Consider the following 14,038-nt stretch of genomic DNA (forward strand, 5'->3'; position numbering starts at 1 on the left):
GGCTTTCATCTCGGACGTTACTGTTTGATAGGGACAGCCTATGCCGGATGACAAGTTAAGATTGACCAAAGCGCTGGAAAACAGAGCGCAGGAAGAGGGCTTTGGCGCGGTCGGCATCGCCCCGGCCAAACTGGCGCCGAAAACAGGTCAGCGTCTCCGGCAATGGCTCGACGATGGCCGCCAGGGTGACATGCTCTGGATGGTCAACCGGGCGGATGAGCGGTCTGATCCGACAACGTTGTGGCCGGACGTGCAGACGGTTGTCATGCTGGGCATGAGCTACGCCCCCGCTGTCGATCCTTTTGCGCTCGAGGCAGTTCCCGATCACGGCCGCATTTCTGTCTATGCGCAGGGCAAAGATTATCATGACGTGGTGAAAGGCGCGCTCAAGCGCACTGCCCGCTGGCTGGTCGAGCAGGCGGACTGTGAGGTGAAGGTGTTCGTCGATACCGCACCGGTGATGGAAAAGCCGCTGGCCGAGGCCGCCGGTCTGGGCTGGCAGGGTAAGCATACCAATATCGTCAGCCGCGACCACGGCAGCTGGCTGTTTCTCGGCGCGATTTACACGACGCTCGATCTCGAGCCTTCAAAACCGGGAAGGGACAGTTGCGGCAGCTGTTCGGCCTGTCAGGATATCTGTCCTACAGGGGCGTTCCCGGCGCCCTATCAACTCGATGCGCGGGCCTGTATTTCCTATCTGACGATCGAGCATAAGGGACCGATTCCGCACCGGTATCGCAAGGCAATCGGCAACCATATCTATGGCTGTGATGACTGTCTCGCTGTCTGTCCATGGAACAAATTTGCCAAGGCGGGCGCGGCGAACAGGGCGTTCTTGCCGCGTGCGGAACTGGCGGCGCCGGCTCTTGTCGATATTCTTGCGCTCGACGATGCCAGCTTTCGTCAGGTATTCTCCGGATCACCGATCAAACGGACGGGCCGTGACCGCATGGTACGCAACGCGCTGATCGCGGCCGGCAACAGTGGTGACGCAGACCTGATGGTACCCGTCGAGGCTTTGCTGGACGATGATGATGCTACGATCAGGGATGCCGCCGGCTGGGCGCTGGATCAATTAAAGTCAGCGCAGCCTTAGCGCATTGACACAGCTGGCCCGGTCGACCGCTGCGCCGTCGCTGCGGCGAGTGTCAATATGGGTCACTCTCTGGGTTCCGCCGTTTTCCTGCGGATAAAGATAGGCGTCGAGGATACAGGCGCCGCTTGAGAATTGCAGTTTTCGCGCAGGTGGTTCCGATATGTCCAGTTGGGGATTGCCGAACAGGCGGGTCAGTTGATCGGCGGTCTTGCCCATGACGATTTCCAGCCCTGCCACATTATTGAGTGGCGACCCCGAAACAGCGGGCAAGCCCGTGCTTCTTGGGGTTGTGGCGGTCGAGGCACAGGCGGCCAGCGCAGGCAGGCTGAACAGGACCAGAAAATTGGCTTTCATGCAGATCTTTCTTTCTTCTTCCCGTGTACCAGATGGCTAGCCATAGCGGCTGCCAGAACCGGCGCAAGAAAATTGACAAAGGGGACAGCGAGCAGCAGGGCGGCGATCAGGCCCAGAATGAAGCGCTGCAATTTGGACAGGCTCCAGTCTGCCGACAGGGCTCGATAATCATCGACATGGCGGGCTGCAACCATGTCTTGCAGGTCCCTTCCCAGCAAGACGGCGTTGATGGTGAAAAAGGCGACGGGTAGGCCGACGCCGGTTACCAGCAGCAGCACATAGAGCGGTATCGCCAGAATATTATAGCCAAGCGCGCGACCGGCGGATGCGAGCCCCATCCGGATTCCCAATGCGTAGCCGGGTGGTTTCGCCTGTTCGGCAAATTCCGGATAATATCGCTGTTCTACCGCATCGACGATGTCGTCCGAAAAAATGTTGAGCACGAATATGGCGACGATCCGGAACAACAGGACACCGGTCAGGATGGCGATGATCGCGGCGGCAGCGGCAGCTGCAAATCCGCCGTCGGTCCAGCCAAGCCACGTGAACAGCCAGACCAGCCCGAAATAGGCCGCGACACCGAACAAAGCGAAAAGGAGAATGGTCAGCAGGACAACCCTCAGCAGGATCACCAGTATCTTGCGGTCGGTGAGCTGCGCGAGCGCGCGGGTGAAGGCCTCTATCATTCTTCCTTCATGTCACGATTGCCGATCCGGCGTCAATTCTGCTTGATGGTCCAGAGCCAAATCCCTAACGAACCTCAAATAGAGCAACCAGCCCGAAGGTATATATATGACCACCGAAGCCCGCTATGATATCGTCGCCATCGGCAACGCGATTGTCGACGTAATCTCCCAGTCCAGCGATGAATTTCTCGAAGAGGAGCAGCTGGTCAAGGGAAGCATGGCGCTGATCGATGCCAACAGGGCGCAGGAATTGTACCGCGACATGGGGCCCGCACGCGAAATCAGCGGCGGTTCGGGTTCCAACACGCTGGCCGGCGCTTCCACCCTGGGTCGCCAGTGCGCGCTGATCGCGCAAGTGGCAGACGACCAGCTTGGCGAGGTTTTCGCTCATGACATCCGCGCAACCGGGATCGATTTTGACGTGCCGCCGCTGGGCAAGGAGCCGCCGACGGCGCGCTGCCTGATTTTCGTTACACCCGACGCGCAGCGGACGATGAACACCTTTCTCGGCGCATCGCAATTCCTGCCGCCCGCTGCGGTTGACGCCGATCTGATTGCCAGCGGCGCGATTCTCTATCTTGAAGGCTATCTGTGGGATGCCGATGAACCCAAGGCCGCGATGGCTTTGGGGATCGACATTGCCCGGGAAAATGGCCGGAAGGTTGCCTTCACCCTGTCCGACACTTTCTGTGTCGACCGGCACCGGGCGGAATTTGTCGGTCTGATCGATGGCGGCAAGATTGACATTCTCTTCGCCAATGAAGCGGAAATCATGATGCTGGCCGAAACCGAGGATTTTGACGCTGCGGTCGCGCAAACGGCTGCCAAGGTCGAGACGCTGGTCGTCACGCGAAGCGAAAAAGGGGCGATCGCGGTCCGGGACGGCAAGACCACCGCTGTTGCCGCCGAGCCGGTTGAACAGATTGTCGATACCACGGGTGCCGGTGACCTTTTTGCCGCCGGCTTCCTCAGCGGCTATATCGAAGAACGCCCGATGGCGGAATGTCTGACCATCGGCGCGGTCGCTGCAGCCGAGGTGATTTCCCATTATGGCGCGCGTCCGGAAGCCGATCTGCGGGCGCTGGTGGAAAAACGGCTGGGCTAATCAGCCTTTCATTTTGAAAAGCGTCCGGTCGTCCGGTCCAAAGCCCCATTTCCAGATAACCCAGGCGTAGCTGCCGAGGATCATGGGTATGCCGACGATCAGTTCTGCCCATTCGGGTAGGCGGGTCGCGAGAAAGCCGACGGCGCTGGCAACGCCTATGGCGATCAGCAGGGTCCAGCGCCAGCCGTTGACCGGCGCATCGAGCAGCTTTGACAGGAAAATTGCCTTCACCACCGAGGCATAGGCGAGGGCGACCATCAAGGCCGCCGCGACCGCCGCTGCCTGATACAGGGGGCCAAGGCCGAGATAGACGCAGATCTGGATGAAGGCGACGCTGAGCGCAGCCTGCAGCAGCAACATCGACAGTGAAATCAGCAGATTGCGATGGCGGGCGATATAGACCAGTGCGGATTCGCTGACCACGGCGGTTGCGGCCACGGCTTCGGCTGCCAGCAGGAAGGCCAGCGCGCCGGTGCCGCCGACAAATCCCGGACCGACAAGGCCCATCACGGCTTCGCCTGGAATCGCCAGCGCCAGGGCAATGCCGACCTGCGCTGCAATGATCCAGAATCCGACCTGACTGACCTGGCTGGCGATAGCCTTCATATTGCCGGCTTCGAGATTGCGGGTGATGACCGGGCCGAGAATGGGGTCGAAGCTTGTCTTGAGCTTCTGTGGCAGGCTCGCCACCTGCTGGGCGATATAATAGATGCCCACGATCGCCGGCGATGCGAACAGGCCGAGGATCGCCAGATCGAGACGGCGCGAACCCCATTCGGCTGCGTCGGCCGCGGCAAGGGGCATGTTGCGGCGTGCCATCCGCGCGATTTTCAACGGTTCCGGTCGCCAGCCGTGCGGCAGGCCATAGCTTTTGAACAGGGGCCACAAAGAGGCCGCCAGTGCGGCGATCATCGACACGACATAGGAAAGGATCAGGCCGTCGCGCAGCGAATAATAGGAAAAGAGAAAGGCGGCGATGCTGATCGTCCACGGCTCGACAATCGACCGGGCGCGCACCGTCGAGGCAATATCGTAGCGGTAGGCGAGCGCAGCGAGCGCGATATCGGCGCCGACAACCGTGAATATGACCAAGGGCAAAAACCGGTCGAGACCGTTGATCTCGCTGTTCGGGAACATGATGAAGGGAAAAGCGATAAGAATGCCTGCCGCGACCGCCGAAGCCAGAAAACTTACCAGCAGCCCGTCCCAGACGACATGGACATGAGGTCTCTGGGTCCGGCTCAACTGCGCTGCGAGGCCGCGCTTGAGCCCGAGTGTCGCCAGTTGAGCGGCAAATTCAACCACCAGTATCGCATAAGCGAAGCGGCCCAGCGCTTCTGCACCATAGATCCGGCCGGCGATGAACAGAAAGGGCAGGCGCGCGGCGAGGCGCAGCAGAAAGCCGAAAATATTGGTCCGCCCGCCTTTGGCCAGCGCGGCAATATCGTCCTTGCTCTTGTCGGCGGGTGTGTCGCCATCAATTGGCGGTGCACCAGCCGTGCCTGATGATTCAGGACTGTTCAAATCGCTCTCCGGCTGGTCCGCTCCAGGACAGACTGTCTATAGCAGTTTCGGTATTTTGTCATCATCATGGCTCGCCGGTCTATCTGCGTTCGGAAACCAGCGGCCTTTTCATGAGCTGGGTGACTACAGACTGAACATCGGCCTTGCCGGCAAGCAGGGCGCAGACGGCGTCGACGATCGGCATATCGACCTGGCGTGCTCTTGCGTCCTGCTGGAGGACCGGGGCCGTGGAAGCTCCTTCGGCAACCGTTGTCCGGTCCGACAGAAGCGATTCGGCTGACTGGCCCTCTCCCAGCCCACGGCCGAGCGAGAAATTGCGCGAACTGGTCGAGGAACAGGTGAGCACCAGATCGCCAAGGCCGCAAAGCCCGGCAAGCGTGTCCGCCCGGGCGCCGCGCGCTGCCCCATAGCGGAGCATTTCGGCAAAGCCGCGACTGATCAGGGAGGCGCGGGCATTTTGCCCCAGCCCCGCCCCGTCGACCACGCCGCAGCCAATCGCCAGCACATTCTTGACCGCGCCGCCGATTTCCGCGCCGACGACATCGTCGGAATAATAAGGCCGGAAACGCGACTTGGCGATCAGTGGTTTGAGCCGCTCCCAGAGCGCTTCGCTTTCGCAGGCCAGCGTCAGGGCGGTCGGCAGGCCTTGCGCCACTTCATGGGCGAAGGTCGGACCGGACAAGACAGCGAGGTCGTTGTCCGGTCGCACGATCTTGGCAACTTCGCTTAACAGCAAGCGGCTGCTTGCCTCGATCCCCTTGCAGCACAGGATCAGCGCGGCACCGGAATCGGGTAGCGCCTGCAATGTGGTGCGCAGATGTTGTGCCGGCGTGACCAGCAGCAGCACATCGCAGGCCGCCATTGTGCCTAAATCCTGCGTTGCGCGGATATTGTCGCGGAGCCGATGGCCCGCCAGAAAGGATTTATTCTCGTGGGTGTGGTTGATCTGGTCGACAACTTCAGGCTCGCGGGCCCATAGCAGGAGTTCGTCCTGATCTTCCGACAGGACCTGCGCCAGGGCCGTGCCCCATGCGCCCGCGCCGATGACGCCTATTCTGGTGGTTATAACATTCATGCCTTCACTCCCGCTCCGCGCGCTTTTTCTGCCTTAGGGTCCAGCGGCCAGCGTGGCCTCGCGACGAAATCGAGGGAATCGGTCAGGCCGGCAGCAAAGCGCTCGGCACCGGCCCAGGCGATCATCGCGGCATTGTCGGTGCACAGCCACTGGGGCGGCGCGGTGAAGACCATGTCATGCTTCCCCGCGACCCGTTCGAGCATGGATCGGATCGGAGTATTGGCGCCGACTCCGCCTGCGACCACGAGATTGGCGCAGCGGCCGTGATCGCCAATGGCCTTCTCCAGCCGGTCGCGCAGGCAATCGACCACCGCCTGCTGGAAGGACGCGGCAATATCTTCCGGCCGGTAGGCCCCGTTTTGGTATGCGCGGACCACCGCGCTTTTTAGTCCGGCGAAGGAGAAATGCGGCTCTTTTGACTTGAGCAGGGGGCGGGGCAGCGGCACCGCTTGGGCATCGCCCTGTTCGGCAAGCGCCTGCACCTTTGGACCGCCCGGGTAGCCGAGACCGAGTATCTTGGCGGTCTTGTCAAATGCTTCACCGGCCGCATCGTCGATTGTCGTCGCCAGTCGGCGATATTCCCCCGGTCCTTCGACTCGTAAAATCTGGCAATGGCCGCCGGACACCAGCATCAACAAATAGGGGAAGCCGAGATTCGGGTTGACCAGACGCGGGGAAAGCGCATGGCCTTCCAGATGGTTGACGGCAATTAGTGGCTTGTCTGCCGCCATCGCCAGTGCCTTGCCGGTGACCAGGCCGACCATTACCCCGCCGATCAGACCGGGGCCGGCGGTCGCGGCAATGGCATCGACGTCATCCAGAGACTTTCCTGCTTCGTCGAGTGCTGCGGCAATCAGCGGTGTCAGAATTTCGGCATGGGCGCGCGCGGCGATCTCGGGAACCACGCCGCCATAGGGGGCGTGTTCGGCCTCCTGGCCGGCCAGTTTGTGCGCCAGAATCTCGCGATCAGACGTCACTAGCGCGGCTGCCGTTTCATCGCAGCTCGATTCAATTCCCAAGATCAGGCTCATGACGCTTTTACTTAGGCGCTCAAGCCATTAGGACAAGCGCTATCATGAGTGAACACGCCAAAAAAGAAATTCTCGCCGGTCTGGATCGCCCCTTGCGTATCGGTACGCGCCAATCCCCGCTGGCGATGGCGCAGGCGGAAATGACGGCCAATGCGCTGCGTTCCACCCATGGCTGGCGATCGGATCAGGTCGAGCTGGTGCCGATGATTGCTACAGGCGACAGAATTCAGGATCGCGCGCTCGCCGATGTGGGTGGCAAAGCCTTGTGGACCAAGGAGCTGGATCACGCGCTTGGCAACGGTGAAATCGACTGTGCGGTGCACAGCATGAAGGATGTGGAAACCATCCGTCCAGAGGAATTCATCCTCGCCGCGATGCTGGAACGGGCCGATATCCATGACCGGCTGGTTGGAGCGGATTCGATCGATGCGCTGGCCGAATGCGCTATCGTCGGCACCGCATCCCCGCGCCGCAAGGCGCAGCTTTTGCGGCAGCGGCCCGATCTGGATATCCGTCTGATCCGTGGCAACGTGCAATCCCGGCTGCAGAAAATCGATAAGGGCGAATATGACGCGACTCTGCTCGCGGCCGCCGGTCTGAAGCGCCTTGATATGGATGATCTGGGCCATGAAATTTCTGACGAAATCATGCTGCCGGCACCGGCACAGGGTGCGATCGGCATCGAGGCCCGATCCAGTGACCCGCATGTCCGAAAGCTGATGCACGCGATCTCTTCGACCAATACATTTCGTGCCGTCATCGCCGAACGCATGTTTCTGAAACAACTGACCGCAGATTGTCACAGCCCGGTGGCGGCGCTGGCGACGATAGACGGGTCAACCATTCATCTGCGCGCAGAAATTTTGCTGCCCGATGGATCGGAGCATGTCGAAGGATCATCCACTTTCGATACCGGAGATGTTTCTGCTCCCGCCATATTGGCCGACAAGCTGCTGGGTCAGGCAAGCGCGGAGCTCAAGGCCATATTTGGCCGATGACGCTGCCGCTGCTGATCCTCCGGCCGCTGGACGGCGCGCGGCAGACCGAACGGCGAGCGAAGGATCTGGGGCTGCGAACAGTTGTGGATCCGCTATTCAACGTTGAACCGATTGCATGGACCGCTCCGCTGCCGGAGAATTTTGACGGCTTGCTGCTGACCAGTGCCAATGCCGTGGCCCATGCAGGAGCCCGCTTGAAATCCTTTAGAACGCTTCCGGTTCTGGCCGTTGGACAAGCGACCGCCCGGGCTGCGGGGGATGCCGGATTTCATGTTGTGGAAACCGGCAGATCCAGTGGGCAGCAGTTGCTGGATGATCTGCAGGCAGACTGTTACCGCCGCATATTGTGGCTGGCCGGCGAACAGCATAGCGCGCTCAATCCGGGCGAGCGGGAGATGACAGTCGTTCCGATATATCGCTCGCGGGCCATCGCATTGGGAGAGAAAGCTGTCGCCTGCCTGAAACAGGAAGCGGCGGTGCTTCTGCACTCGGCGCGGGCGGCAAGGCATCTCGTTGCGGAACTCGAAAGACTGCGCATAACGCCTGACCAGCATCATTTACTGGCCTTCTCCGAAAAAGTTGCCGACGCAGCAGGAAGAGGATGGAAAAGCCTGCAGATCGCGGACCGTCCGGATGACGAGTCTTTACTGTCTCTGGCGACCGGACTATGCCAAAGTGGATAAAAATATTTGGTTCGCATTGAGGCCGGGCCGGGAAGGAACGCCGGAATGAGTCGCGATTATGAAAGGCTTTCGCCATCTGCTGGCAAGAGCAATTTGACGCGTAATGTCCTGATTTTGATGGTGGTTGCCTTTATCGGCGGGGTGATTTTGACCGGATGGATATTGTCCCGCTATAATCCGTTCGACAGCGAATCCGACACTGAAGCTGCGACGGTTGTCGATGGAGATGGCGCACAGGCTGTTGCCGATCCGGCGACCGCGCTGGCCAATCGCATTGACGCCGATGGCAGCGTCCTACCGGCGCCGGCACAGACCGCAGAGGCCAGTCCTGCAGCAACCCTGACCCCCGACCTGGAGCGTGCGCTCGCTGTCCGCGTTGCCGATCTGGAAGACCGTTTGTCGCGGATCAATGTGCAGGCCCAGGCTGCGTCCGGCAATGCGGCCCGGGCCGAGGGTCTGCTGATCGCTTTTGCCGCTCGGCGGGCGCTGGATCGCGGATCGCCGCTCGGCTATATCGATCCGCAGCTGCGGCTGCGTTTCGGCGACGCCCAGCCCAAGGCGGTGACGACGATTGTCAACGCCTCCCGTCAGCCGGTGACACTGGAAGAATTGTCTGCTGGGCTGGACGAACTCGGTCCCACGCTGATGACCGGCTCGAGCGGTGCAGGCTTCTGGGCCGATTTCCAGCGGGAATTGTCGGAACTGTTCGTGATCCGTCGTGAAGGCACCCCCTCGCCGGCGCCGCAACAACGACTGACCCGGGCGAAACGCTATGTCGAAACCGGAAATGTCGATGCGGCTATTGCGGAAATAGAGAAACTGGCCGGCGTTCAGGATGATGAAGATGCGGCAGAATGGATGGAAAAGGCGCGCCGGTATAATGAAGCACGCCGGGCGCTCGACGTCATCGAAACCGCCGCGATCTTGGAGCCGCAGCAATTGCGCACCGCGGAAGGGGAAAAGGTCGACCAGCCTTCTCCGCTGGCGCCGGCCGCGCCGATACCGGCACCCTAGTCATTCAGGAATAGATCTGCGAGCGCATTGGGGACGCGGACCGCCCGGCCCTTGTCCCTGTCAATAATCGCCCAGTTGGTTTTTGCGATCACCTTGATCTTGTCATCCGGGCCCGTGAAGCAGACATTGCGCCAGAAGCGCGCACCCCTGGGCGGGTCGGAAATCCACGTATGTCCGGTGACCGTGTCGCCGGCCCCGACATTGCCGCGATAGTCGATTTCGTGCCGGGTCACGACCCAGATATATTGATCGATCGCGTCTTTCGGGGCGACGGCGTTCCAATGGGCTGTCGCCATATCCTGAATCCAGCGCACCCACACCGCATTATTGACATGACCCAGTTCGTCTATGTCTTCGCATTGAGCGGTGATCGAGAGGGTAAAGGCCGTTTCCGGTGGTATCACTCGGCCACCCCCATTTGCCACAGGATGAAGGCGAATTCCTCGGCGGTTTCCTCCAGTGCATTCCAGCGTCCGGATTTGCCGCCGTGGCCAGCGCCCATATTGGTCTTCAGCAACAGCATATTATCGTCGGTCTTGGTGGCGCGCAGCCTGGCGGTCCATTTTGCCGGTTCCCAATAGGTCACGCGCGGATCATTGAGTCCGCCGGTGATCAGCATCGGCGGATAGGCCTGCGCCGTCACATTGTCATAGGGCGAATAGCTGCGGATATATTCAAACGCTGCCTTGTCGGTTATCGGGTTGCCCCATTCCGGCCATTCACCGGGGGTCAGCGGCAGACTCTCGTCCTGCATGGTGTTGAGCACATCGACAAAGGGCACATGCGCGACCACCGCGCCCCATAGTTCGGGATCGCTGTTGACGATCGCTCCCATCAGCTCGCCGCCGGCAGAGCCGCCTGATGCGGTGATCCGGCCTTCGCTGCTATAGCCCTGTGCAATCAGTCCCTTGGCGACATCGACGAAATCGTTAAAAGTATTGGTCCGCTTGGTCAGCTTGCCGTCCAGATACCAGTTCCGGCCCAGGTCATCACCACCGCGGATATGGGCAATCGCATAGACAAAGCCGCGATCAACCAGACTGAGCCGCGTGGTGGAGAAGCTTGGCGGCACAGCATAGCCATAGGCACCGTAGGAATAGAGGTGAAGCGGCGCGCTGCCGTCGAGTCTGGTCTCGTTGTGATAGACCAGCGACACGGGCACCATCGTACCGTCGCGTACTTCGATCATCAGCCGCTCGGTGACGTATTGGCTGGCATCATAGCCCGACGGGATTTCCTGTACCTTGAGCGTTTCGAGCGACTGGTCGCTAAGGTGATAGTCAAAGACGGTGGCTGGCGTGACCATCGAATCATAGCTGAGCCGCAGCTTGGAGACTTCATATTCCGGATTGTCGTCGAGCCCGGCGCTGTAGCTTGCCTCGGGGAAGGCGATGCGCTGGACCTTGGCGGGATCGTCATAGGACCGAATTTCGACCTGATCGAGGCCGTTTTCGCGGCCCTCGGTGACATAGAAGTCCTTGAAGGTAGAGACGTCGGTCAGATAAAATTCGTCCGAACCGTCAATCAGGGTCGTCCAATTGTCGGGATCGGCGACCGGTGCCGTCGCCAGCCGGAAATTCACATGCTCGTCATTGGTCAGGATATAGAGCGTATCGTCATGCTCCTCGACCTCATATTCGCGACTGGTCTTCCGTGCGGACACCAGAATGGGGTCGGCCAGCGGATTGTCCGTTGGCAGCAGCCGCACTTCGCTGGTTTCGTGATCACCGGTGGAGATCACGATATATTTTTCCGAATGGGTGAGGCCGATGCCGACGCGAAAGCCCTCGTCATCCTCGTGATAAAGCTCGACATCGTCGGCAATGTCGGTGCCCAGAACATGCAGCCGCGCGTTGTCGGTGCGCCATTGTTCATTGGCGAGGCCGTAGAGCAGCATTTTGGAGTCGGCGGACCAGACCAGACTCGACAGGGTGCCGGGAATGATGTCGGGCAGTAATTCGCCGCTCGCCAGGTCCTTGATCCGCGCCTCGAACCGCTCGGACCCATTATCATCATAGGAATAAGCCAGCAGACGGCCGTCGGGGGATACCGATGCCGCGCCCAGCCGGAAATATTCCTTGCCTTCGGCCAGAACATTCTCGTCCAGCATCAGCTGATTTTCGTCGCCCGAAACCGCTTTGCGCCAGTGCTGGCGATATTGCATACCTTCTTCGAACTTGCTCCAGTAGAGCCAGTCGCCGTCCTTTTGTGGCACCGAACTGTCGTCTTCCCTGATCCGCGCCTTCATTTCGGCGAACAGGGATTTGGTCAGCTCTTTCCGGTCTTCCATATTCTGTTCGAACCAGCGGTTTTCCGCTTTTAGATAATCGAGCACATCTTCATCATCGACAGTGGGATAGCCTTGGTCTTTCAGCCAGTGATAAGGGTCGCTCACTGTGTAGCCGTGGCGTTGGTAGCTGTAGGGCCGCCGATCGGCGGTCGGAGGTTTTTCCATTTTTTCGGTCATGGTCTTTTCTGTTTCCGTTTGAGCGATGGCAGCAGCCGGTGAAAGGGCTGGGACCAAAATGGTGATTGCCATCAGTGAGAAGAATATCTGTTTCATGACGCCTCTTTCGGGGAATTGGGTGGCGGAAAACGTCTAGAATACCTATGTGTTTGGCAAGCATCTAATTCAAGGAGTTTCACAGCCGGTGTTGATGTCTACCTACGAAGCCCGCCTCAAGGCGTTGCGGGAACAAATGCAAAAAGACGGTCTCGACGGCTTTGTCGTGCCGATCTGTGACGAGCATATGAGCGAATATGTCGGCGAATATGCGCAGCGGCTGGCATGGCTCACCGGCTTTGGCGGCTCTGCCGGCACTGCGATCGTGCTGAAAGACAAGGCCGCGATGTTTATTGACGGGCGCTATGTCGTGCAGGTCCGCGACCAGGTCGACGGGAAGCTTTACGGATATGTCAATATAGCGGACCAGAAGCCGCACGAGTGGCTGGCTGTCAATGCGCCGCAAGGCTCCAGAATTGGCTATGACAGCTGGCTGCACACCCGCGAATGGGCGGAAACGGCCAGCAAGGCGTTGACCAAGTCGGGTGCGGAACTGGTCGCAGTGCAGCACAACCCCGTCGACGCGGTCTGGGAAGATCAGCCGCCGCGGTCTCCAGAGAAGCTCACGGTGCATAGCGATCAATATGCCGGAAAATCAGCGCGCGACAAGCGGCGGGATGTCGCGACATGGCTTAAGGACAAGGGCTATGATGCCACCGTCATCGCGGCGCTGGATTCGGTCGCCTGGTTCTTCAACATTCGCGGCAAGGATATCGCCAATACGCCGGTGCCTCTGGCCTATGCAATCGTGCGCGCAGACGAAACAGCGACCCTGTTTGTTGCGCCGGAAAAGCTGACCGACGTAGTGCGCGATCATCTTGGCAATCAGGTCGAGATTCGCGACTATGACGAACTGGCCGACGCCCTGTCGGACATGGCCGGCCAAACCGTTGCGGTTGATCCCGAGCGTTCCGTTGCCGCCATTTTCGAGGCGCTCGACAATGCCGGAGCGAAAATCGTCAAGGATCGCGATCCGACCATTCTCGCCAAGGCGATCAAGAATGAATCCGAAATTGCCGGCCACAAGGCGGCGCAGAAGCGCGATGGCGCAGCGCTGACCAAATTCCTGCACTGGATGGCGAACGAGGCTCCCAAGGGCGGACTGGACGAATTGTCGGCCGCCGCCCGGTTGCGCCAGTTTCGCGAAGAAAATTCCGAGTTGAAGGATCTCTCGTTCAACACGATTTCTGCCGCTGGCGACCACGGCGCGCTGCCGCATTATAGCGTGAACGAGGAAACCAATCAGCCGATCGAAATGAACTCCCTCTACCTGGTCGACAGCGGCGGGCAATATCTCGACGGCACCACCGATGTCACCCGCGTGGTTGCTGTCGGCGAGCCGACCGCGGAAATGCGCAAGCGTTATACCCAGGTGCTGCAGGGCCATATCGCTCTCGATCAGGCGGTGATCACCAAGGGAACGACCGGCGGGCAGCTCGACATATTGGCCCGCCAATATCTCTGGGCCGATGGCGTGGACTATGGCCATGGTACCGGTCACGGCGTCGGCAGCTATCTATCGGTACACGAAGGACCGCAGCGGATATCCGGCGCAGGCGGTCTGAGCGAAGCGCTGCAGCCGGGCATGATCCTGTCCAACGAGCCGGGCTATTACAAGGCTGGCGAATTTGGTATCCGCATCGAGAATCTTCTCCTCGTCGAGGAACGGGAGATTGAAGGCGGTGAACAGGTGATGCTCGGCTTCGAGACGCTGACCTTTGCGCCGCTCGAGCGGAAGCTGATCGAGGTCGACAGGCTCTCGCAAAACCAGCGCCAGTGGGTTGATGGCTATCATGCCAAGGTCCGTGCGGTGATCGCGCCGCAGCTGGATGGTGAGGCGCTGGAGTGGTTGGAGGCACAGACGGCTCCGCTCTGAGCCGGTTGACTCGACCGGTATGTTCCCGTAATG

13 protein-coding genes are annotated in these 14,038 nt (G+C 60.1%); 6 read left to right on the forward strand and 7 right to left on the reverse strand.

The window, feature by feature from the left end:
* The first annotated feature begins 40 nt into the window (after positions 1 to 40).
* Positions 41 to 1,096 (forward strand): tRNA epoxyqueuosine(34) reductase QueG, encoded by a 1,056-nt coding sequence (gene queG / locus BOSE62_RS16205; RefSeq protein ID WP_159647760.1) that lies wholly within the window; start codon positions 41 to 43, stop codon positions 1,094 to 1,096.
* On the opposite strand, the gene BOSE62_RS16210 is transcribed toward queG, so the two are convergent.
* Both BOSE62_RS16210 and BOSE62_RS16215 read right to left on the reverse strand, forming a co-directional pair.
* Positions 1,082 to 1,450: a hypothetical protein gene (locus BOSE62_RS16210; protein WP_159647761.1), complete on the reverse strand. Its 369-nt coding sequence runs from the start codon at positions 1,448 to 1,450 to the stop codon at positions 1,082 to 1,084. The genes queG and BOSE62_RS16210 overlap by 15 nt on opposite strands.
* The gene (locus BOSE62_RS16215; RefSeq protein WP_159647762.1) at positions 1,447 to 2,136 is read right to left on the reverse strand and encodes an EI24 domain-containing protein; all 690 of its coding nucleotides are present in this window, start codon (positions 2,134 to 2,136) and stop codon (positions 1,447 to 1,449) included. The genes BOSE62_RS16210 and BOSE62_RS16215 overlap by 4 nt, the downstream gene beginning before the upstream one ends.
* Positions 2,137 to 2,242: 106 nt before the next feature.
* On the opposite strand from BOSE62_RS16215, the gene BOSE62_RS16220 reads away from it, so the two are divergent.
* Positions 2,243 to 3,241, forward strand: coding sequence for an adenosine kinase (locus tag BOSE62_RS16220; RefSeq protein ID WP_159647763.1), 999 nt, complete (start codon positions 2,243 to 2,245; stop codon positions 3,239 to 3,241).
* Here the strand turns inward: BOSE62_RS16220 and BOSE62_RS16225 are convergent, their stop codons facing one another.
* The 3 genes from BOSE62_RS16225 to tsaD form a co-directional block, all read right to left on the reverse strand.
* Entirely contained in the window at positions 3,242 to 4,765 is a 1,524-nt protein-coding gene (locus BOSE62_RS16225) for a lipopolysaccharide biosynthesis protein (RefSeq protein ID WP_443028813.1), read from the reverse strand.
* 79 nt (positions 4,766 to 4,844) lie between these two features.
* Positions 4,845 to 5,840, reverse strand: a complete 996-nt coding sequence (locus tag BOSE62_RS16230) for an NAD(P)H-dependent glycerol-3-phosphate dehydrogenase (RefSeq protein WP_159647764.1) — start codon at positions 5,838 to 5,840, stop codon at positions 4,845 to 4,847.
* Positions 5,837 to 6,871 carry a tRNA (adenosine(37)-N6)-threonylcarbamoyltransferase complex transferase subunit TsaD gene (gene tsaD / locus BOSE62_RS16235; protein ID WP_159647765.1) on the reverse strand — a complete coding sequence of 345 codons (1,035 nt, stop codon included), beginning with the start codon at positions 6,869 to 6,871 and terminating at the stop codon, positions 5,837 to 5,839. Before tsaD ends, BOSE62_RS16230 begins: the two co-directional genes overlap by 4 nt.
* A gap of 44 nt (positions 6,872 to 6,915) precedes the next feature.
* Between tsaD and hemC the strand changes: the two genes are divergently transcribed.
* From hemC to BOSE62_RS16250, 3 genes are read left to right on the forward strand one after another with little or no spacing between them, the layout of a single operon-like run.
* Complete coding sequence (hemC, locus tag BOSE62_RS16240; protein ID WP_159647766.1) at positions 6,916 to 7,869, forward strand: hydroxymethylbilane synthase; 954 nt, start codon at positions 6,916 to 6,918, stop codon at positions 7,867 to 7,869.
* Positions 7,866 to 8,552, forward strand: a complete 687-nt coding sequence (locus tag BOSE62_RS16245) for a uroporphyrinogen-III synthase (RefSeq protein ID WP_159647767.1) — start codon at positions 7,866 to 7,868, stop codon at positions 8,550 to 8,552. The genes hemC and BOSE62_RS16245 overlap by 4 nt, the downstream gene beginning before the upstream one ends.
* 45 nt (positions 8,553 to 8,597) lie before the next feature.
* Positions 8,598 to 9,566, forward strand: a complete 969-nt coding sequence (locus tag BOSE62_RS16250; protein ID WP_201295694.1) for a mitofilin family membrane protein — start codon at positions 8,598 to 8,600, stop codon at positions 9,564 to 9,566.
* On the opposite strand, the gene BOSE62_RS16255 is transcribed toward BOSE62_RS16250, so the two are convergent.
* Together BOSE62_RS16255 and BOSE62_RS16260 are read right to left on the reverse strand one after the other, a co-directional pair.
* Positions 9,563 to 9,967, reverse strand: a complete 405-nt coding sequence (locus BOSE62_RS16255) for an acyl-CoA thioesterase (protein WP_159648103.1) — start codon at positions 9,965 to 9,967, stop codon at positions 9,563 to 9,565. The genes BOSE62_RS16250 and BOSE62_RS16255 overlap by 4 nt on opposite strands.
* Positions 9,967 to 12,033, reverse strand: coding sequence for a S9 family peptidase (locus tag BOSE62_RS16260; RefSeq protein WP_159648104.1), 2,067 nt, complete (start codon positions 12,031 to 12,033; stop codon positions 9,967 to 9,969). Before BOSE62_RS16260 ends, BOSE62_RS16255 begins: the two co-directional genes overlap by 1 nt.
* 190 nt (positions 12,034 to 12,223) lie before the next feature.
* Between BOSE62_RS16260 and BOSE62_RS16265 the strand changes: the two genes are divergently transcribed.
* Positions 12,224 to 14,005 (forward strand): aminopeptidase P family protein, encoded by a 1,782-nt coding sequence (locus BOSE62_RS16265; protein WP_159648105.1) that lies wholly within the window; start codon positions 12,224 to 12,226, stop codon positions 14,003 to 14,005.
* Positions 14,006 to 14,038 lie beyond the last annotated feature (33 nt).

Source organism: Sphingorhabdus sp. 109 (assembly GCF_902506555.1).
Lineage (GTDB): Bacteria > Pseudomonadota > Alphaproteobacteria > Sphingomonadales > Sphingomonadaceae > Parasphingorhabdus.

What these genes read in the sequence shown, in the direction of transcription:
- BOSE62_RS16230 (WP_159647764.1), bottom strand. Translation starts at nt 5,840, where the DNA reads ATGAATGTTATAACCACCAGAATAGGCGTCATCGGCGCGGGCGCATGG.
- tsaD (WP_159647765.1), bottom strand. Translation starts at nt 6,871, where the DNA reads ATGAGCCTGATCTTGGGAATTGAATCGAGCTGCGATGAAACGGCAGCC.
- BOSE62_RS16220 (WP_159647763.1), top strand. Translation starts at nt 2,243, where the DNA reads ATGACCACCGAAGCCCGCTATGATATCGTCGCCATCGGCAACGCGATT.
- hemC (WP_159647766.1), top strand. Translation starts at nt 6,916, where the DNA reads ATGAGTGAACACGCCAAAAAAGAAATTCTCGCCGGTCTGGATCGCCCC.
- BOSE62_RS16260 (WP_159648104.1), bottom strand. Translation starts at nt 12,033, where the DNA reads ATGACCGAAAAAATGGAAAAACCTCCGACCGCCGATCGGCGGCCCTAC.
- BOSE62_RS16215 (WP_159647762.1), bottom strand. Translation starts at nt 2,136, where the DNA reads ATGATAGAGGCCTTCACCCGCGCGCTCGCGCAGCTCACCGACCGCAAG.
- queG (WP_159647760.1), top strand. Translation starts at nt 41, where the DNA reads ATGCCGGATGACAAGTTAAGATTGACCAAAGCGCTGGAAAACAGAGCG.
- BOSE62_RS16245 (WP_159647767.1), top strand. Translation starts at nt 7,866, where the DNA reads ATGACGCTGCCGCTGCTGATCCTCCGGCCGCTGGACGGCGCGCGGCAG.
- BOSE62_RS16210 (WP_159647761.1), bottom strand. Translation starts at nt 1,450, where the DNA reads ATGAAAGCCAATTTTCTGGTCCTGTTCAGCCTGCCTGCGCTGGCCGCC.
- BOSE62_RS16250 (WP_201295694.1), top strand. Translation starts at nt 8,598, where the DNA reads ATGAGTCGCGATTATGAAAGGCTTTCGCCATCTGCTGGCAAGAGCAAT.
- BOSE62_RS16265 (WP_159648105.1), top strand. Translation starts at nt 12,224, where the DNA reads ATGTCTACCTACGAAGCCCGCCTCAAGGCGTTGCGGGAACAAATGCAA.